The sequence below is a fragment of the Pantoea sp. X-Soil-ISGK-355 genome, assembly GCF_059730805.1.
In genome coordinates, this window is sequence record NZ_AP035971.1 from 2,852,123 (window position 1) to 2,871,860 (window position 19,738).

The 19,738-nt window shown below is 56.8% G+C and carries 19 protein-coding genes; 1 reads left to right on the forward strand and 18 read right to left on the reverse strand.

The window, feature by feature from the left end; all coding sequences use genetic code 11:
* Positions 1-18 precede the first annotated feature (18 nt).
* From AC6I8J_RS13020 to dalD, 3 genes are read right to left on the reverse strand one after another with little or no spacing between them, the layout of a single operon-like run.
* Entirely contained in the window at positions 19-1,299 is a 1,281-nt protein-coding gene (locus tag AC6I8J_RS13020) for an MFS transporter (RefSeq protein ID WP_497825446.1), read from the reverse strand.
* A gap of 27 nt (positions 1,300-1,326) precedes the next feature.
* A complete protein-coding gene (gene xylB, locus AC6I8J_RS13025) occupies positions 1,327-2,796 on the reverse strand; it encodes a xylulokinase (RefSeq protein WP_497825447.1) in 1,470 nt (489 codons plus the stop codon).
* A gap of 2 nt (positions 2,797-2,798) precedes the next feature.
* On the reverse strand, positions 2,799-4,187 hold the full coding sequence (gene dalD, locus AC6I8J_RS13030; protein WP_497825448.1) for a D-arabinitol 4-dehydrogenase: 1,389 nt from the start codon (positions 4,185-4,187) through the stop codon (positions 2,799-2,801).
* Positions 4,188-4,381: 194 nt separating this feature from the next.
* On the opposite strand from dalD, the gene AC6I8J_RS13035 reads away from it, so the two are divergent.
* Positions 4,382-5,329, forward strand: a complete 948-nt coding sequence (locus tag AC6I8J_RS13035) for a sugar-binding transcriptional regulator (RefSeq protein WP_161733385.1) — start codon at positions 4,382-4,384, stop codon at positions 5,327-5,329.
* Positions 5,330-5,409: 80 nt separating this feature from the next.
* On the opposite strand, the gene hisP is transcribed toward AC6I8J_RS13035, so the two are convergent.
* The 15 genes from hisP to AC6I8J_RS13110 all read right to left on the reverse strand — a co-directional run bounded on the left by hisP (position 5,410) and on the right by AC6I8J_RS13110 (position 19,656).
* A complete protein-coding gene (hisP, locus tag AC6I8J_RS13040) occupies positions 5,410-6,183 on the reverse strand; it encodes a histidine ABC transporter ATP-binding protein HisP (protein ID WP_161733387.1) in 774 nt (257 codons plus the stop codon).
* 8 nt (positions 6,184-6,191) lie between these two features.
* A complete protein-coding gene (locus AC6I8J_RS13045) occupies positions 6,192-6,908 on the reverse strand; it encodes an ABC transporter permease (protein WP_033733383.1) in 717 nt (238 codons plus the stop codon).
* Positions 6,901-7,590, reverse strand: coding sequence for a histidine ABC transporter permease HisQ (locus tag AC6I8J_RS13050; protein ID WP_033733384.1), 690 nt, complete (start codon positions 7,588-7,590; stop codon positions 6,901-6,903). The genes AC6I8J_RS13045 and AC6I8J_RS13050 overlap by 8 nt, the downstream gene beginning before the upstream one ends.
* A 185-nt stretch (positions 7,591-7,775) precedes the next feature.
* Positions 7,776-8,558: a lysine/arginine/ornithine ABC transporter substrate-binding protein ArgT gene (argT, locus tag AC6I8J_RS13055; protein ID WP_222925187.1), complete on the reverse strand. Its 783-nt coding sequence runs from the start codon at positions 8,556-8,558 to the stop codon at positions 7,776-7,778.
* A gap of 259 nt (positions 8,559-8,817) precedes the next feature.
* The gene (locus AC6I8J_RS13060) at positions 8,818-9,387 is read right to left on the reverse strand and encodes a UbiX family flavin prenyltransferase (protein WP_013358589.1); all 570 of its coding nucleotides are present in this window, start codon (positions 9,385-9,387) and stop codon (positions 8,818-8,820) included.
* A gap of 113 nt (positions 9,388-9,500) precedes the next feature.
* A complete protein-coding gene (purF, locus tag AC6I8J_RS13065; protein WP_497825449.1) occupies positions 9,501-11,018 on the reverse strand; it encodes an amidophosphoribosyltransferase in 1,518 nt (505 codons plus the stop codon).
* A 37-nt stretch (positions 11,019-11,055) separates the two neighbouring features.
* Positions 11,056-11,541 carry a colicin V production protein gene (cvpA, locus tag AC6I8J_RS13070; protein WP_003854265.1) on the reverse strand — a complete coding sequence of 162 codons (486 nt, stop codon included), beginning with the start codon at positions 11,539-11,541 and terminating at the stop codon, positions 11,056-11,058.
* Positions 11,542-11,805: 264 nt separating this feature from the next.
* Positions 11,806-12,588 carry a cell division protein DedD gene (dedD, locus tag AC6I8J_RS13075; RefSeq protein ID WP_161733393.1) on the reverse strand — a complete coding sequence of 261 codons (783 nt, stop codon included), beginning with the start codon at positions 12,586-12,588 and terminating at the stop codon, positions 11,806-11,808.
* Complete coding sequence (gene folC, locus AC6I8J_RS13080) at positions 12,578-13,846, reverse strand: bifunctional tetrahydrofolate synthase/dihydrofolate synthase (RefSeq protein WP_222925186.1); 1,269 nt, start codon at positions 13,844-13,846, stop codon at positions 12,578-12,580. The genes dedD and folC overlap by 11 nt, the downstream gene beginning before the upstream one ends.
* A gap of 94 nt (positions 13,847-13,940) precedes the next feature.
* The gene (gene accD / locus AC6I8J_RS13085; RefSeq protein ID WP_161733397.1) at positions 13,941-14,855 is read right to left on the reverse strand and encodes an acetyl-CoA carboxylase, carboxyltransferase subunit beta; all 915 of its coding nucleotides are present in this window, start codon (positions 14,853-14,855) and stop codon (positions 13,941-13,943) included.
* 144 nt (positions 14,856-14,999) lie between these two features.
* A complete protein-coding gene (locus AC6I8J_RS13090) occupies positions 15,000-15,662 on the reverse strand; it encodes a DedA family protein (RefSeq protein ID WP_033783739.1) in 663 nt (220 codons plus the stop codon).
* 29 nt (positions 15,663-15,691) lie between these two features.
* Positions 15,692-16,495 (reverse strand): tRNA pseudouridine(38-40) synthase TruA, encoded by an 804-nt coding sequence (gene truA / locus AC6I8J_RS13095; RefSeq protein ID WP_222925184.1) that lies wholly within the window; start codon positions 16,493-16,495, stop codon positions 15,692-15,694.
* Between the two features lie 2 nt (positions 16,496-16,497).
* Complete coding sequence (locus AC6I8J_RS13100; RefSeq protein WP_161733401.1) at positions 16,498-17,505, reverse strand: aspartate-semialdehyde dehydrogenase; 1,008 nt, start codon at positions 17,503-17,505, stop codon at positions 16,498-16,500.
* Between the two features lie 182 nt (positions 17,506-17,687).
* Positions 17,688-18,821 carry a 4-phosphoerythronate dehydrogenase PdxB gene (gene pdxB / locus AC6I8J_RS13105; RefSeq protein WP_161733403.1) on the reverse strand — a complete coding sequence of 378 codons (1,134 nt, stop codon included), beginning with the start codon at positions 18,819-18,821 and terminating at the stop codon, positions 17,688-17,690.
* A gap of 55 nt (positions 18,822-18,876) precedes the next feature.
* Positions 18,877-19,656, reverse strand: coding sequence for an AraC family transcriptional regulator (locus AC6I8J_RS13110; RefSeq protein WP_497825450.1), 780 nt, complete (start codon positions 19,654-19,656; stop codon positions 18,877-18,879).
* Between the last annotated feature and the right edge of the window lie 82 nt (positions 19,657-19,738).

Below are 19,738 nucleotides of genomic sequence, written 5' to 3' on the forward strand. Positions count from 1 at the left end.
GGGCCGCCGCAGGGGTAATTAGCTACGCTGTCCGGCCACCCGCGACTGCATTGCCTTCTCTTCCCGCGTGTGCCCCGGTTGTGGCACGCGGATAATAAAGGTCAGCACGCCAGCGAACACATACAGCGCGGTATAGGCCCATACCACTCCGACGATGTCGAAGAATGGCAGCATGATGGAGGCGATAGCCGGTGCCACAAAGTTACTGAGTCCCGCGGAGAGATTGTAAATCGAGACCGCTGCCCCTTTGTGATGCGGCTCCAGCGTCGGAAAGACGGCGGTCATCGGCACAAACGCGGCAACAAAGATCCCCAGCATGACCGCAGGAATTAATGCGACCCAGAAATTATGCCCCGCATGCAGCGGCAGGTAATAGAATGTCAGGCTGGAGATAGCCATGCCCAGGCAACCAAACCAGCGTACCTGACGGATCCAGCCTAGCTTCTCACCGGTGAGGCCCCAGAAGATATTCGTAAAGATGGTAACAAAGAAGAACACCGCCCAGATCTGTAGCCATTCAGAAAGGGTAAAGCCGAGACGGTCGACAAACAGCAGTGGCATGATAATGGCGAAACCAAACAGCGACAGCGTGTTGATGATGCGAATCAGGCAGGCATAAAAGACATGCTGATTGGTGAACAGGATGGTCACGGCACGCGACATCTCTGTCATCTTCTCACGCATCGGCAGATTCACGCGGGAACGATCTACCGGCACGTTGCGCAGGCTGAACCAGGCAAGAATCCCACCACAGGCGACCCAGATGATGGCCAGCCACAGCGTTCCGGTCTCCCCCAGCATCGGAATGGTCAGACTGGGCAGATAGCTGCCCACCACGCCAATGCCGATTGAATACATCGCCCAGAACCAGCCGGTCGCCGCCGCCAGTTTCTCGCGCGGTAAGACCTGCACCAGCATCATCATGAAAGAGTAGATAAACAGCGGATAAGCCAGCCCGCGAATGCCGTAAAACAGCACCATAAGGGGATAATTACGCAGCCCAAGCCCAAGCGACATAAACAGTGCATGCATGACGATCCACAGCACAAAGCCAATCAGCATCGCGCGCTGCGGCGTGATCAGCTCGGCGACCACGCCCGATGCCCAGGCTGCCAGCGCTGCTGCCAGACCATAGAAGGTGAACACGACGGCAGACTGCGCGGGCGAAAAGCCCATGTCGGTGATATGGCGCGACAGAAACGCCATTTCAAAGCCATCACCCGCCATAAAGATGGCGATAGCGAGGAAGCCCCAGAACATCTTTTTCGGTAAGCCAAACCAGTATTCATTCGATTGCATCACAATCACCTTCTGTTTGGTTAGTCGTTATGCAGGCAGCAGGTTACGCACCTGTTGCTGCTGGATGTAAAGTTCCCGGAACAGACGCAGCCGCTGTTGCAGCACGGCTCCGCGAGCGTTGTTCGGTTGATAGCGCGCCTGGACTGGCGGCTTCAGACACACCTCATGCTCAGCACCGCCCTCAGCCAGCCACGCCAGACGTGCCGCCCCCAGCGCGCCAGAGGCGCTGGCCGGGTGGGTAATAACCGGCAGTTGCAGCACATCGGCAATCAATTGCGCCCACAGCGTGCTGCGCGCTCCCCCACCGGTGAGGCTGTATTGCTGAATGTGGTGCCGGGCCTCGCCAAGCGCCTCTGCCCCATCAGCCAGTCCAAATGCCACGCCTTCAATCACCGCATAGCCCAGCAGGGCGCGCGGCATTTCATGCCGCAGATTGAAGAAAGCACCGGAGGCGTCAGGATCGTTGTGAGGGGTGCGCTCCCCGGAGAGATAGGGCAAAAAAATCGGGGCGCTACGCAGCTGTTCATCACTGAGCTGTGCCATCTCCTCCATCAGATGGCTTTCACTCACTGACAGCAGATTGCACAGCCAGCGTAGACAACTGGCGGCGCTGAGCATCACACTCATCTGATGCCAGCGGCCCGGTAGCGCATGGCAAAAGGCGTGCACCCCGGATTGCGGGTCCGCCTGTAAACGGTCATTGACGACAAAAATCACCCCGGACGTCCCCAGTGAGATAAAAGCATCCCCGGCGTTCACCGCACCTACCCCGACGGCCGACGCGGCATTGTCCCCGCCGCCTCCTGCAACCTTGACTAAGGTGGATAAGCCCCACTCGCTCGCCAGTGTCGGCTGCAGATGTCCACTTACTGCACTGCCTTCCACCAGTTCAGGCATTTGGGAACGCTTCAATCCAGTGATGGCCAGCAGTTCGTCCGACCAGTCACGCCGTGACACGTCGAGCCACAGCGTTCCGGCAGCATCCGAAGGCTCAGTGACAAAGCGCCCGGTCAGACGCCAGCGCAGGTAATCTTTCGGCAGCAGAACCTTATCGATGCGGCTGAAGATTTCTGGCTCATGTTCCGCAACCCAGCAGAGCTTCGGTGCAGTGAAGCCAGGCATAATCATATTGCCGCTGATCGCTATCATCCGGGGATGGTGCTTCGCCAGCCTTTCACACTGCGGTGCACTGCGCGTGTCGTTCCACAGGATACATGGACGCAGCACCCTGCCCCCGGCATCCAGCAGCACGGCCCCGTGCATCTGACCGGACAATCCTATCGCGCGAATCTCAGCCCATGCCTGAGGAAAATGATGACGCAATTCCGTCAGAACCTCACAGCAGGCTTGCCACCAGCGTTCAGGTTCCTGTTCTGCCCAGTGAGGATGCGGACGCTGCACGCTGAGCGTGGCGTGCTGAGACGCCACAATCTCACCCTGAGTGTTCACGATCAGCGCTTTAAGCTCTGAAGTACCGATATCAATACCGAGATACATGATTACACCGCCGCCAGTTCAGGCTGCTTCAGCCACTGCTGCAGACTCGTCACCCGGCGCGTCACCAGCTCATGAAACGCCCTATCGGACGCCAGTTCCGCAAACAGCGCGCGATCGCTCAGGAACGCACGGAGCGGATCGGCGCTGGCAAACTGTTTACGCAGCAATTCGACCTGAAGCGCACCATCCTGATAGGGATAGGGTAAGTCGTCACTGGCCCAACGCTGCATAAACAGGAAGAAGAGTGCCGGGATCACCGCCGTTGCGGCCGGCTGCACGCCGCGCTGGTAACACGCCTGCAGGGTTGGCGTCACCATGCCGGGAATTTTGGACAAGCCATCGGCACCGACGCGCTGATTGGTGTCCTGAATATAGGGATTACTGAAGCGGGCCAGCACCACATCGCGATAATCCGCCAGATCGAGCGGGCTGGGCGAAAGTGAGGGAATGACATCCTGGGTCACGTAGTCGTGCGCCAGTTGATAAATGGCCGGATGACGGGTGCTCTCATCAATATAGTTCAGCCCAATCAGCGTGCCCGCCCAGGCAATCGCGGCATGGGTCGCATTGAGGATGCGAATTTTCGCTTCTTCCCACGGCAGCACCGATTCCACCAGCTCTACGCCCGCCTTTTCCAGTGCCGGGCGTCCGGCAATGAAATCATCCTCAATGACCCACTGAATAAAAGATTCGGCCATTACTGCTGCGCCATCCTGTTTGCCGGTCGCCGCCTGCACGCGTTCGGCCACCTGCGGGGTGGGTCGCGGCGTTATGCGATCGACCATGGTATTCGGTGAACGGGTCTGTGCACGCACCCAGTCGGCCAGCGTGGTATCGCCTTTGGCAGTCAGAAACGCCAGGAAGGCGTCACGGAAACGCTCACCATTGTGCCGCAGATTGTCGCAGTTCAGCAGCGTGACCGGTGCCCCGCCCTCGGCAACTCGCTGTGTCAGAATGCGGCTGAGTGCGCCGTAGAGGGTGCGGATATCGCCACCCAGATCGGCCTTCACGTCCGCCTGACTGAGATCCAGCGTAAACGCGGGCGTCAGGTAGTAGCCTGCTTCAGTCACGGTGAAGCTAATCACACGCGTTTCCGCACGCGCGCCCTGCTCAATCAGCGCGCTGATGTCGCTGTCCCAGGGCAAAATTTTGCGCAGCGACGTGATGGTTTCATAGTCGCGCTCACCTTCAGGCGTCACGGTTTCCAGCACATATTCGCCCTGCTGCTGCGCGAGCTGATCAAGCAGCGGCGCGGCGTCCTGGCGGATATTGCCCAGCGCGATGCCCCAGCTTTCGTCGCCCTGCTTACGCAACTGATGCAGATACCACGCCTGATGTGCCCGATGAAAAGATCCTGCGCCGATATGCATCCACACGGATTGATTGGTCATAATCGCCTCGATTAAACATTTGCCACGATGAGGGGCATTTGCCCGATAGCCGTTAGCATAGTGTTCATCACGCAGACCCTTCTGCGAGCTCTGTCACAAATAATGCTTTTGCTCTTGTATTGGGCTTTTGCCCGATTAGCGCTTTTTGCACGGCTCGCGTTAAGATGTCTCCCTGAATTCGACGGAACAGCGTGATGAGCAGAGAAGAGAAAAAGCAGGAGCTGGCCGCGCGTGCCGCGTGGATGTATTACGTTGCGGGCGTGACACAGCAGGAGATTGCGCAGGCACTGGGATTATCGCGCCAGGTGGCGCAGCGTCTGGTATCCAGTGCTCGTGAAATGGGCATGGTAAACGTAAAAATCGATCATCCCGTCACGCACTGTCTGCAGCTGGCGCGTGAGGTCAAGGAGAAGTTTGGTCTGGATCTCTGTCGCGTCGTGCCCTCGGCCAGTCTGAACGAGGATGCCATTCAGCAAATGCTGGCAGTCGAAGGGGCGGCGGTGATGGCACAGTTCATCAGTGAGGAAGCGCCACAGGTCTTTGGTATTGGTTCCGGTAAAACCTTACGCTCTATCATCGACGCGTTACCCTGGGTGGATCGCCCGCAGCATCATTGCGTTTCGATGATTGGCGCCATCGCGCGGGATGATTCCGGAACACGTTATGATGTCCCGCTGAAGATGGCCGAAAAGATGCAGGGTAAGTATTTCTTTATTCCGGCCCCCCTCTACGCCGACACGCCTGAGGATAAAGCGATGTGGGTGCAGCATAAGGTCTACCAGCGCGTCACCGAACGCGCCTTACGGGCAGACGTAGCCTTTGTCGGGATTGGCGAAGTGATGCCAGGCTGTCCACTGAACGCCGAGGGATTTATTACCGATGCGCAGGTTGAGGCGCTGAATGCGCGTGGCGTCGCAGGCGAGATGCTCGGTCACTTTTTCAATCAGCAGGGTGAACGCGTGTGGGGGGAAACGGATGAACTCCTGACCAGCGTGCATCTGGAAAGTCAGACACAACGCAAAATCATTGGCTTTGCCGGTAGCGAACGCAAGTACCCGGCGATCCGAGCCGCCTTACAGGGCGGCTGGGTATCGGGTCTGGTGACCGATGAGGACACGGCGCTGAAGTTACTGCAGACGTGAAGCAGCGGGCAGGCAGCGTACCGGCGCAGGGCACGTAACGCCGGAGTCCTGCTTCCCGCACCTGTCCTCCCCGATAACCGTTACTTCAGCGATCCCTTGAGGAACTGCTGTAAACGCGGACTTTTCGGGCTGCCGAACACCTCCGCAGGCGGACCCTGCTCTTCGATTTTTCCCTGATGCAGGAAAATCACGTGATTTGAGACGTGACGGGCAAACTCCATCTCGTGGGTCACCACCACCATAGTTTTTCCTTCTTCCGCCAGCTTCTGCATGATGCGCAGTACTTCCCCGACCAGTTCCGGATCAAGCGCCGAAGTGGGTTCGTCAAACAGCAACACTTCTGGCTCCATCGCCAGCGCGCGCGCAATCGACACACGCTGCTGCTGACCACCAGAAAGGTGCACCGGATATTTTGCCTGCGCCCGCGCATCAATCCCGACTTTATCGAGGTATTTGATGGCACGCTCACGCGCCGCCGCTTTGCTCAGCCCCAGCACCTGAATCGGCGCTTCCATCACGTTTTCCAGCACGGTCATGTGACTCCACAGATTAAAGTGCTGGAACACCATGGTCAGGCTGGTACGTAACGCGCGCAGCTGCTCTTTGTCAGCCACTTTGAGCTGACCATCTTTGTCACGGACTAAGGTAATTTGTTGGTTATTCACCATGATGCTGCCTTCACTCGGTTTTTCGAGGAAGTTAATGCAGCGTAAAAAGGTACTTTTCCCTGAACCGGACGATCCAATGATACTAATCACATCGCCCGCTTTAGCAGTTAACGAGACCCCTTTCAGCACTTCATGTTCACCGTAACGTTTATGCAATTCGGTGACGCTTAATTTATTGTCAGCCATAGTTCTTCTCAATGCGATGAAGAGGGTTTCACGTGGGCCAGCCAGCGACGTTCCGCCAGGCGGAACAGGCTGATCAACACGTAAGAGATAATCAGGTACAACACAGCCGCCAGACCAAAGGCGGTAAACGGCTGATAGGTCGCCGAGTTAATATCCCGCGCGATTTTCAGCAGATCCGGCACGGTGGCGGTGAAGGCCAGCGCCGTGGAGTGCAGCATCAGAATCACTTCGTTGCTGTAGGCCGGCAGTGCCGTACGCAGCGCCGATGGCAGGATAATGCAGCGATAAAGTTTAAAAGTAGAGAAGCCGTACGCCCGTGCCGCCTCAATTTCACCGTGTGGCACCGAGCGAATCGCACCGGCAAAAATTTCCGTGGTGTAGGCGCAGGTGTTGAGGGTGAAGGCGAGCAGCGTACAGTTCAGACCACTGCGGAAAAAGGCATTCAGCAGTTCAGTGCCTTTCACAATCTCCAGCGTGTACATGCCGGAGTAGAACACCAGCAGCTGCACATAGAGCGGCGTGCCGCGAAAGACGTAGGTAAAGAGCCAGACCGGAAAGCTGATAAAACGGTTTGGCGAAACCCGGGCTATCGCCAGCAGAATGGCCAGACAGCCGCCAATGGTGACGGAGAGAATTAACAGCCACAGGGTGATAGCCACACCGGTAAAACGATAGCCGTCCGTCCAGAGCAGCGATTTCCAGTATTCCTGAATAATCTCAATCATAACTCGCCCTCTTCACACCGACCGTATAGCGGCGGTTCAGCCACCACAGCACGCCGTTCGACAGCGTAGTGAACACCAGATAGATCACACCGGCGACAATGGCGAAGTAGAACGGCTGCCAGGTACTTTTCCCCGCCAGCTGCGTTGCCTTCACCACATCTTCCAGCCCCAGCAGCGAAACCAGCGCGGTAGCTTTCAGGATCACCTGCCAGTTATTTCCGATGCCCGGCAGCGCATAGCGCATCATGGCCGGAAACAGAATGCGGCGGAACACCTGCGCGCCGGTAAAGCCAAACGCAGTAGCCGCTTCAATCTGCCCTTTTGGCACCGCCATAAAGGCGCCACGGAACGTTTCGGTGAAGTAAGCACCATAGATAAAGCCGAGCGTGATGATACCAGCAACCATCGGGTCGATATCAAACTGCGCCATGCCCAGTGCGTCGGTGACCTGGTTGAGGACAATCTGCAGACCATAGAAGATCAGCAGCATGAGTACGAGGTCTGGCACACCACGAATCAGCGTGGTGTAGCCTTCAAAAATCATCGCCAGTGGCCGGCTGCGCGACAGTTTCGCGCCTGCGCCTATCAGGCCCAGCAGCACTGCCAGCACGACGGAGGTGAGCGCCAGCTCCAGCGTCACCAGCGTGCCCCGGAGAATTACATCAGAATAGCCATACAGCATCGAGAGGGTCCTGTCGTGGGGTGAAAACGAAACGCTGCCCGCCAGTGATTGACGGGCAGTTTAGCCTTACCTCTCCTGTGTGAATGCCATACGCCAGAAAGCCTGTCCGGTTTCCGCGCCAGGCAGAACCAGCTCAGGCCCGACACAACGGCAGCCGGGTCACAGCGGGTAAAGCGACAGGATGATTAGTCGCCGTACACATTGAAATCGAAGTATTTCTTCGCAATCTTGTCGTAAGTGCCATCTTTACGTATATCAGCAAAAGCTTTGTCGATGGCGGCTTTCAGTTCGCTGTCATCTTTACGCAGTCCCATGCCGGTACCGACGCCAAAAATCTTGTCATCTTTCACGGCCGGACCCGCGAAGGCGTAATTTTTACCGACCGGCTGCTTCAGGAATCCTTCGCTGGCCTGCACTTCATCCTGGAAGGCAGCATCAATACGACCGGCATTCAGATCCTGATAGACCAGATCCTGGTTAGCATAAGGCGTAACGTTCACCCCTTTTGGCCGCCAGTTCTGATTGGCGTAGGTTTCCTGGGTGGTGCCCTGCAGCAGACCGATGTTTTTGCCTTTCAGCGACTCAATGGTCGGCTCAATTTTCGATCCCTTCGGTGCGACTAAACGCGCGTTCGCCGCATAGAGTTTTTCCGAGAAGGCGATCTCTTCCTGACGTTTTGCTGTGATGGAAAGTGAGGAGATGATGGCATCAATTTTCTTCGCTTTCAGCGAGGGGATTAGCGCATCAAAGTCGCTTTCAACGTAGGTACATTGGGTATGAATGCGTTTACAGATTTCGTTAGCGAGGTCGATATCGAAGCCTACTAACTTGCCTTGCGCGTCTTTCGACTCAAACGGTGGGTAAGTTGGATCTGTGCCGATACGGATTGAACCCGGAACTGCCGCAAAGACGCTGGCAGCACTGGTTAAGCCCAGCATCAGGGAAAGAGCCAGAACACGCTTTTTCATAGATTACCCTCAAGTGAAGTGCTTTTTGTTATGTGGTTCGTGATGTGTTTGCGCAAAGTAATTTGCATGTTTCATGCCAGTTCTGCAAGTTATCCACGCCGTTAACGTGATGACAGACAGGCGAAAACGCTGAGTTTGTGAGGGGAATATAGCAGTGAAGTAAAAGAGAAAAAGCGACGTTGTTAACTTTTGGTGCGTCAAATGCACGAAGAGTGATCCGAGGCGCGCTTATGCACTAAATAAGTGCGCCAGGGGAACTTTATGCACCCTGCCAGCGCATAAAGAGATCTTCCGGTAATTCGATATCGAACTGATCGATTACCCGATTAACAGTCTGGTCGATGAGCTGATCGATGGTTTCAGGCCGATGATAAAATGCCGGCACGGGCGGCATGATAATGGCACCCAGTTCGGCCGCGGTGGTCATCATCCGCAGGTGGCCGACATGCAGCGGGGTTTCGCGTACGCACAACACCAGCTTACGCTGCTCTTTTAACACTACGTCAGCCGCACGGGTCAGCAACGAGTCACTGTAACTGTGGACGATGCCAGAGAGCGTTTTCATTGAGCAGGGTAAAATCGCCATGCCCAGCGTTTTAAACGATCCAGATGAGATATTTGCTGCAATATCGCGCACGTCATGCACCACATCGGCCAGCGCCTGCACGTCACGCAGCGAATAGTCGCTCTCCAGCCCCAGCGTCTGACGCGCCGCCTGACTCATGACCAGATGTGTTTCTACCTCTTCCACCTGCTGCAACACCTGCAGCATGCGCACGCCATAGATCACCCCGCTTGCGCCAGAGATGCCAATGATGAGTCGTTTCATATTCCAACCTTATGTCAGCCAATGGGCCATCATACGCGGCCAGCGGGTTTCTGAAAACAAACAGGGCGGGATTGCTCCCGCCCTGTTTTATGCTGCCCGATTATGGCTGGATATCAGCCTTCGTTGTGCAGCTCAAGGTTTTCGACTTCGTTCTGGCGCTGAAGCGCTTTGGCATCGTCATTACGCAGCGACTCCAGATACTCCAGATACTGCTGGTCGACATCTTTCGTCACGTAAATGCCGTTGAACACCGAGCACTCAAATTGTGCAATGTCCGGATTCTCCTCACGCACCGCTTCGATCAGATCGTCGAGATCCTGGAAAATCAGTGCATCGGCTTTAATCAGCTGTCGAATCTCTTCGACTTCGCGGCCGTGCGCAATCAGTTCCGTGGCGCTCGGCATATCGATGCCGTAGACGTTCGGGAAACGAATTTCCGGTGCCGCTGAGGCCAGGTAAACCCGTTTCGCACCCGCTTCACGCGCCATCTCAATGATCTGCTCTGAGGTGGTACCGCGTACGATAGAGTCATCCACCAGCAGCACATTTTTATCACGGAATTCAGCGCGGTTCGCGTTGAGCTTGCGGCGCACCGCGCTGCGGCGTAACTGCTGGCCTGGCATGATAAAGGTACGACCAACGTAACGGTTTTTCACGAAGCCCTGGCGATAAGGCTTGTCAAGAATACGGGCGATTTCCAGCGCGATATCGGTAGAGGTTTCCGGAATCGGAATCACGACGTCGATATCGAGATCTTCCCACTCGCGGGCAATTTTCTCGCCCAGCTTGGTGCCCATGCGGACACGGGCGCTGTAGACCGAAATCTTGTCCAGGAAGGAGTCCGGACGCGCAAAGTAGACATACTCGAACAGGCACGGATTGCTTTTTGGGTTTTCAGCACACTGACGGGTCGAAAGCTGGCCTGCTTCAGTGACATAAACCGCTTCACCCGGAGCAACGTCACGGATGAACTCAAAGCCCAGCGTATCCAGCGCGACGCTCTCGGAGGCGACCATATATTCGATGCGGCCATCGGCGATAACGCGCTTGCCCAGCACCAGCGGACGGATGCCGTTAGGGTCGCGGAAGGCCACCATGCCGTGGCCGATAATCATCGCTACGACGGCGTAGGCACCGCGCACCTGCTGATGTACGGCAGCCACCGCAGCAAAAATGTTGTCAGCTTCCAGCGGATCGTTCTGGAAACGATCTAACTCCTGCGCAAAAATATTCAGCAGGATTTCAGAATCTGAAGTGGTGTTAACGTGGCGGCGACCCTTTTCAAACAGGTGCTTACGCAGCACATGTGCGTTGGTCAGATTACCGTTGTGCGCCAGGGTAATGCCATACGGGGAGTTTACATAAAATGGCTGCGCTTCAGAGGCACTTGAGCTGCCTGCGGTGGGATAACGCGCGTGACCGATCCCCATATTGCCCTGCAGTCGCTGCATGTGGCGTGCTTCGAAAACGTCGCTGACCAGGCCGTTTGCCTTTCGCAGGCGAAAACATTTCAGCGCATCGATAGTACAAATGCCTGCGGCATCCTGCCCGCGGTGCTGGAGCACCGTTAACGCGTCATAGATCGACTGGTTGACCGGCATGAAACCGGTGATACCGACAATACCGCACATGTTGTCATTTCCTCATTTAGCCGCACACCCGGTCACATCACCGGGGTAAAAAACTCGACGTGCTTTTCAGGTAATCAAAGAACCACCTGATGATATAACTGAACTCGGGAATGAGTTGAGACTGTTGCCAGTCCGGACTTTTGGAAAAGCCAGTGAATGTATCAAGGAAGAACAGCAAAGCGGCTACGATCAGCACACCACGCAACGCCCCGAAACAGACGCCCAACACCCGGTCGGTTCCCGACAGGCCGGTTTTTTCTACCAGCGTGCCGATAACGTAGTTCACAATGGCACCCACAATCAGCGTCGCCACAAACAGCACACCGATGGCAATACCGTTACGAACCAGTTCGTCGTCAAAACCTGTAAACCAGACTGCAAGGTAGGCGTAGTAATGACTGGCGACAAAAAACGCGCATCCCCAGGTAACAAGAGATAAGGCTTCCCGGACAAACCCACGAACCAGGCTGACCAGAGCCGAAAAACCAACTACCGCAATAATGACGTAATCAATCCAGATCATGAACTCTTCCAGCGCCAGTGCAATTGCACCCCTGCATCCAGTTCGGGGCGCATTCTAACAGAAAAAGAAAACGTTTGCGTAGCGGTTTTCTTTTTCTGCATCCATAAAAGCGGCGATGAAAAAAACTGCAATCGCCCGGGTGATTCTCAACCAGACAGCCCGTTGAAAATCTTCACTCTTTTTCGTGACAGCGCGCGTTAAGCGCGCTGCCTGCCCGGTAAAAGACGCTGCCTGTTACTGCTATCGGCAGCGCCAATCGCCGGTTTAACGGGCGCTATACGGTTTTACAACACCGCCCAGTCCTGAGATGCTTTTCAGTTCACCCACCGCGCCTTGCATTTTAGCTTTCGAGGCATCAGGGCCAACGTAGATACGGGTAATCTGACCCTGAACCGGCGTTGACGGCACGGTAAAGGCGCGATAGCCCGACAGCCGCAACTGCGCGACAATCTCATTTACTTTACTGGCGTTCTTCAGCGCACCTAACTGCACCACATAAGCCTGCCCCGCCGGAGCCGTGGTCTCTGCCACTTTTGGCGCCTCTTCCTGCTTTGGCTGCTCAACCGCTTTGGATTGCTCAACCGGCTTCGGTTTAGGCTGCTCCACGACTTTTGGCTTCTGCTGTTCAACCGGCTTCTGCTTAGGCTGCTCGGTGACTTTAGGTTTCTGCTGCTCTGCCGCTTTCGGCTTCGTCACCGTCTGTGCAGGCACAGACTGATGGACCGGCGGCGGCGAGACGACGACAGGATCGCTCTCTTCATACGGCTGCGTCCGTCCCTGCTCCGCCGTGGCGTTGGTTTTACCATTGCCATTGCTGCTATTGACGGCACTGCCTGCGCCTTCCGGCGGCTGAGCGGGCAGCGACTGGGTTACCGGCGGCACCATTTCGCTATCCTGCTGATCGTCAGGTTTCGGCACCAGCGGGATGGCGGCGAACTCCTCTTTGTAATGCTTTTTCTGACCATCCAGCAGCCCTGGCAACACAATCACGCCAACGGCAACCAGAATAACGGTGCCGACTAAACGGTTCTGAAACTTACTTGCCACGTCCTTTCTCCGTTTCAATCGATTCCATGACCTGTGCCACAGTGTGGAATGAACCACACACCAGCACAGTGTCCTGCGGCGCAGCCCGCTGGTGTGCCTGCTGCCAGGCGAGTTCAACCGAACCAAAGGTCTCGCCCTGCGGCAGCGCGTCCAGCAGTTGCTCTGCACTGGCACCGCGCGGACCGTCAAGCGGTGCACAGTACCAGGCATCAACTATTGGAGCCAATGCGGCGAGCGTTCCGGCGATATCTTTATCGTGCAGCATGCCCACGACGGCATGCACCTTGCCACGTTTCGGCAGGGCCGCCAGCCGCGACGCCAGATAGCCTGCCGCGTGCGGATTATGGGCGACATCCAGAATCACGCGCGGTGATTCACTGATAGTCTGAAACCGCCCTGGCAGCATCGCCAGCGGCAGGCTGGCGCGAATCTGCGCTTCACTGACCTCAAGCCCTGAAACACGCAGCGCCACCAGCGCGGTCGCCGCGTTAGGCAGCGGCACCTGAGGCAGCGGCAGATCGTTCAGCTCGCCCTGCACATCACGCAGCGACCAGCTTTCGGCCTGCGCATGCCAGGACCAGTCGCGGTTGCGCTGTAACAACTGAGCGCCTTTTTCCTGCGCGACCACAGCGATGCTGTGTGGCATATCGGGTTCACCGACTATCGCCGGTTTCCCCGCGCGGAAGACGCCCGCTTTCTCACGTCCGATGCTTTCGCGATCCGGTCCCAGCCAGTCGGTGTGATCCAGTGCAATGCTGGTGACTACGGCGACATCGGCATCCACGATGTTGGTGGCATCCAGTCGTCCGCCGAGGCCGACCTCGAGGATCACGACATCCAGCTGCGCCTGGCGAAACAGATTCAGCGCAGAGAGCGTACCGAATTCAAAGTAGGTCAGCGAAATATCAGCCCGTCCGGCTTCAATCTCCGCAAAGCTGGCGCAGTGCTGCGCTTCACTCAGTTCCTCGCCCTGAACCCGGACGCGTTCGGTATAGCGCACCAGATGCGGCGAGCTATAGACGCCTACGCGATAGCCTGCGGCAATCAGCAGCGTTTCCAGGATGCGACAGGTGGTGCCTTTACCATTGGTACCGGCTACGGTAAAGACAAACGGAGCGGGTTTCAGCAGGTCGAGACGAAGTGCTACCTGACGAATACGGTCCAGACCCAGTTCGATGGCCTGAGTATGCAGGTGCTCAAGATAATAAAGCCACGTGGCCAAAGGCGACGTGGCTTGAGGAAGGTGAAGATTGTCCATATGTCCCGTTTTGCTTATTTATACCTGGCAGACTGGTGCTGCGGTATACGGTGCATTGGTAAGAGGCGCGACAGGCGCGCCTCTCTATCTCCTGTCAGGCCTCGTTGCTTTCCGATTCAGTCGTCGCGGGAGCGGACGGTTCACCGTCATGCAGCGGTGCCGGCAGGTTCATCATTTTGGCCAGCAGGCTTGCCAGTTTGTAGCGCATTTCCGGGCGGCGGATGATCATATCAATCGCGCCCTTCTCAATAAGAAACTCACTGCGCTGGAAGCCCGGCGGCAGTTTTTCACGCACTGTCTGCTCGATGACGCGTGGGCCGGCAAAGCCGATGAGCGCTTTAGGCTCTGCGATGTTGAGGTCACCCAGCATGGCGAAACTGGCAGAAACGCCACCCATAGTCGGGTCAGTCAGCACGGAAATATACGGAAGACCACGCTCCTGCATTTTTGCCAGTGCCGCACTGGTTTTCGCCATCTGCATCAGTGACTGCAGCGCTTCCTGCATACGGGCACCGCCACTGGCGGAGAAGCAGATCAGCGGACAGTTATCTTCCAGCGCCTGCTCAACTGCACGTACAAAGCGCGCCCCCACTACAGAGCCCATTGAACCACCCATAAAGGCAAATTCAAACGCTGCCGCAACAACTGGCATACTGTGCAGCTGACCTTTCATGACGATCAGCGCATCTTTCTCGCCGGTGTCTTTCTGGGCCGCGATCAGACGATCTTTGTACTTCTTCGAATCGCGGAACTTCAGCAGATCTTTGGGTTCAAGTTCACTGCCAAGCTCAACCATCGTGCCCTGATCGAGGAAACTGCCGAGGCGCTCACGCGCGTGCATACGCATGTGGTGGTCACACTTCGGGCAAACCTCAAGATTACGCTCCAGCTCGGCGCGGTAGAGAACCTGCCCACAGCTGTCACACTTGGTCCAGACCCCTTCCGGGATACTGGCTTTGCGCACAGGCGTTCCGGTGCTTTTATTAAGAATGCGTTCAATCCAGCTCATTGATGACCTTTCTGTTTAAAACTGACCTGGTCCAGTCGTCTTGATACTGCTGAAAACCGCTTCAGCAGACGGTAAATGTCGCTCATTAAACCACAACCTGTTCAGACTGTGGATAAAAATCTGGTCTTACCCCTGAGCGAAGTCTTACGGCAGCTTCTGCTGCTTCGCCTGACGGCGATGACGCCAGACTTCAATCACACCCGGCAGAATCGAGACCAGGATAATGCCCACAATCAGCAGCTTCAGGTTTTCCTGCACCACCGGCAGATCGCCAAACAGGTAGCCGGCATAGGAGAACAGCAGCACCCATAACAGCGCACCCGTTACGTTGAACAGCGCGAAATGGCGATAGGACATATGGCCCATACCGGCAACAAACGGGGCAAACGTGCGGACAATTGGCACAAAGCGCGCCAGGATAATGGTTTTTCCACCGTGACGGGCATAAAACGCATGGGTTTTATCCAGATGACTACGACGGAAAATCTTCGAGTTCGGGTTACTGAACAGCCGTTCGCCAAACAGGCGGCCAATGGTATAGTTCACCGCATCGCCCAGCACCGCGGCCACCACTAACAACGCCACCATCACATGCACATTGAGATCGTTACCCGGCAGTGCAGCCAGTGCGCCCGCAACAAACAGCAGCGAATCGCCCGGCAGGAATGGCGTCACAACCAGCCCGGTTTCGCAGAACAAAATCAGGAACAAAATAGCGTAAATCCAGATACCGTACTGTGCAACCAGCTCGGCCAGATGCACATCGATGTGCAGAATAAAATCGACCAGAAAATGGAGAAACTCCATAGCGCGCCCTTTTAAGTCCTGAAAGTGAATTAATCCGCAAGGAACAACGGTCCCATCGACGGCTGTGGTAACGCAAAGTGGGGTGGGTAATCCACCGCCACCAGATACAACCCTTCTGCCCGGGCTGTGGCTGCGGCTAATGTCCGATCCTTCGCCGCCAGCAGCGTTGCCATCCATGACTCCGGCTTATTGCCGCAGCCTATCTCCATCAGGCTGCCCACGATATTACGCACCATGTGATGCACAAAAGCGTTGGCTTTAATATCCACAATCACATAGGGACCCTGACGCATCACGTTGAGGTGAATCACGTTGCGCCAGGGTGTACGTGACTGGCACTGCACTGCGCGGAATGAAGTGAAATCATTCTCGCCTAACAAACATTGCCCGGCGCGCTGCATCTTCTCTGCATCCAGTGGATGGTAGAAGTGCGTCACGCCCTGCGCCAGCACCGCCGGACGCAGGCGCTGATTGTAGATCAGGTAGCGATAGCGTCGGGCCGTGGCGCTGAAGCGGGCATGAAATTCATCCGGCACCGCTTTCACCCAGCGCACTGCAATATCCGGCGGCAGATTGGCGTTGACGCCCAGCGTCCAGGCGCTATCAGGCCGCTGCGAAGTCGTCTCGAAATGGACCACCTGCCCCGTCCCGTGCACGCCCGCATCGGTACGACCAGCACAAAAAATGCTGACCGGGTGATCGGCGACCTTCGACAGCGCGCGCTCTACCTTTTCCTGCACGCTGCGAACTTCATTCTGGCGCTGCCAGCCGTAGTAACGGCTGCCGTCATACTCGATGCCGAGCGCCAGTTTTTTCGTCTGACCATCGGACATGGTTACAGATACTCCTGAACCAGTTTCTCAGCGGTTTTCACCGCCATCAGCGCGCCACCAAAACGAATGTTGTCCGCCACTGACCAGAACTGCAGCAGCTCTGGAATACCGTAGTCGTTGCGCACAGCGCCGATGCTCAGTTCGCCGTTGCCTGAGGCATCCGTCACTGGCGTCGGCACGTCATCCTCTTCGCTCAGACGAATATCTGACGCCAGCGCCAGCTCGGCACGCGCTTCTTCCGCAGAGAGCGGGCGCAGGTTTTCGATATGCACAATCTGCGCGTTACCGTAGAACACCGGAGCCTGTACGCTGCTGACCGCAATGGGCAAGCCTTCGTCCTGCAGGACTTTGCGCACCTGATCAATCAGACGGCGTTCACTCTCCACGCTACCTTCTGCGTCGGCCTGTTGTGGCATCAGGTTAAACGCCAGCTGACGACCAAAGTGATGTTCATCAGCCGGAATACCGTTGAGCAGGCGGGCACTTTCCCCCGCCAGCGCATCGACTGCCACTTTGCCGTAGCTGGAAACCGAGATCAGATTCGTCACCTGTAAACGGCTCAGCCCGGCCGCATCTACCAGCGGTTTAATCGCGGTCAGCAACTGGCTCACCAGGTTGTCCGCCACGCTGATGATGTTGCGATTGCGATAATCTGCCAGCACCTGCGGATTCACATCCGGCACCACCAGCGGCACATCGGGTTCCAGCGCAAACAGCTCGCTGCTGTCGATCACCAGACAACCGGCATTGGCCGCTTCGTCGGCAAAACGTGCCGAAGCGTCACGGCCCGCGACGAAAAAGGCCAGCTGCGCCTGTGACCAGTCGAACGTCTCTGCATTATCGACCCGCACCGAGCGGCCTTCGAAACGTTTGATTTCACCCGCACTGTTTTCGCTGGCCAGCAAATATAATTCACCAACCGGGAACTGGCGTTCCGCCAGCAGTTCCAGTACAGCGTTCCCTACTGCGCCTGTCGCGCCAAGTAGCGCAATATTCCAGCCGTCAGACATGTTGGTTTACTCCAGACAATGACATAAAAACAGAAGGCGGTGATATTCACCGCCCAGGGATTCAGATTTATTCCCCCCTTAAATCCAGCCGCCATACAGAGACGCCCGCGTGACACGCGCCTTCCGTTCACTGATTAATTCAGTGCGGAAACCGCGCCAGGGCGCCTGACCTTCAGCGCCCGCTATTCTGGGGAGTAGATTGCGTTAAAGCCCAGCTGGTTCAGCATCTCAGCCGTTGAGGCGTCATCGCAGCTTACCTGCAGCGAAGACCACTCGCGGCGCTCCAGATACTGCTTGCGCAGGCGATCAAACTCGCCGGGTTTCGCCGCCACTTTACGTAGCGGGGCATCATCGCGGCGCACATCATACACCAGATGCGCCAGACGTTTCAGTGTTGGCTGATCCAGCGAGCCATTCAGGGTAATTTCACTGAATTCCGGCTCCGGCAGTAAGGTGCTGAGTGGCACCTGCTGCGGCTGACCAATAAAGTCGCACCAGGCTTCAAAGACCTGAGTGGTGCCACGTGCTTTGCCTTCCAGCGTGTAGCCCGCGATGTGCGGCGTGGCGATGTCGACCTTATCCAGCAGCGCCAGCGAGAGATCCGGCTCCGGTTCCCAGACATCCAGCACTACGCTCAGGTCATGGCGCATTTTCAGCACCTCCAGCAGCGCGCTATTGTCCACTACCGGGCCGCGACAGGCGTTAATCAGGATGGTGTTGGGCTTCAGCGCCATTAGCAGCGCTGCATCCGCCAGATGCCAGCTTTTGTAGGGGCCGTCTTTAAACAGCGGCGTGTGGAAGGTCAGAATATCTGCCTGCGCTGTCACCGCCTCCAGGGACAGAAAATCGCCTTCGTCACCGCGATCGGCGCGTGGCGGATCGCACAACAGGGTTTTGATGCCCCAGGCCTCAAGACGCTTTTGCAGCCGCCCGCCGACGTTACCGACACCAACGATGCCGACTGTGCGGTCACGCAGCTCAAAACCATCGCGCTCCGCCAGCATCAGCAGCGCAGAGAAAACATATTCCACCACCGCAATAGCGTTACAGCCGGGAGCGGCTGAAAACGCAACGCCCGCCTGCTGCAGCCAGTTCTCGTCGATATGATCGGTGCCCGCCGTCGCGGTGCCGACAAACCTCACCGGTTTTCCTGCCAGCAGCGATTCATTCACCTGGGTGACGGAGCGCACCATCAGGCCATCGGCATCGGCCAGCTCAGCCACTGGCAGCGGACGCCCCGGCACCGCGACCACGACGCCGGTGCGACTGAATAACTCACGGGCATAAGGCATATTTTCATCGACCAGAATTTTCACCACGGCTTTCCTGTCTGTTACATGTGAGGCAATTATTCTGGCACAAAGCGACGCGTTAGCCTAACCGCGCACGGTAGCGATCGGGCGTGGTGCCTGCCTGTTGCTGGAACATCACAATCAGCGCCGAGGCGGAACTGTATCCCAGCTCATGGGCGATACTCTGCACGCTTTCTCCCTGCTCGAGCAGTACGATGGCGCGAAGATACCGCAGACGCTGCCGCCACTCACCAAACGTCATATGCAGATGCTGCTGGCAGCGCCGCGCCAGCGTCCGTTCGGTCGTAAAGACCCGCGCCGCCCAGCCCGCCAGCGTGGTGTTATCGCCCGGATGCGCTTCCAGCGCATGTAACACAGGCGCCAGAAATTTATCATCTGAAGTCGGCAGATAACTCTCCTGCACCTGCGCCAGCTTCAGGCGATCGCGCAGCACCTCGCACAGCCGCCACTGGGCATCCGTGGCGGGTTGCTCGATTTGCTGCTCAGCGAAATCGTCCATGATGGCGTGTGCAATGGGATCTATCAGCATCAGACAGGCGCGCCGGGGTAAGTCGGCGCAGAGCGGTGACGCCAGATTAAAGGTGCGAAACTGCGCCTGACAATGGTTATAGCTACTGTGCAGCTGACCCGGCGGGATCCAGACCGGAATATCGGCCGGCGTCAGCAAGCGCTCGCCCTCGACCTGCATCTCCAGGACGTGGCTTTTCACCATGATCAGCTGGCCCCAGGCATGCGCATGCGGCAGATATTCGGTGCGGGCATTGGCCTGTTCATAACGCATAAAGTAGCGTAACTGCGGCGCATTCACCGGCGGCTGGTAGGTCACTTTCAGGCTCATTCTGTCCGCTCATTCGCTCATTTTGTCCGATATTAACTATCTGAATAAATCCGGACAAGCGTACACTGCGCCTCATCAATGG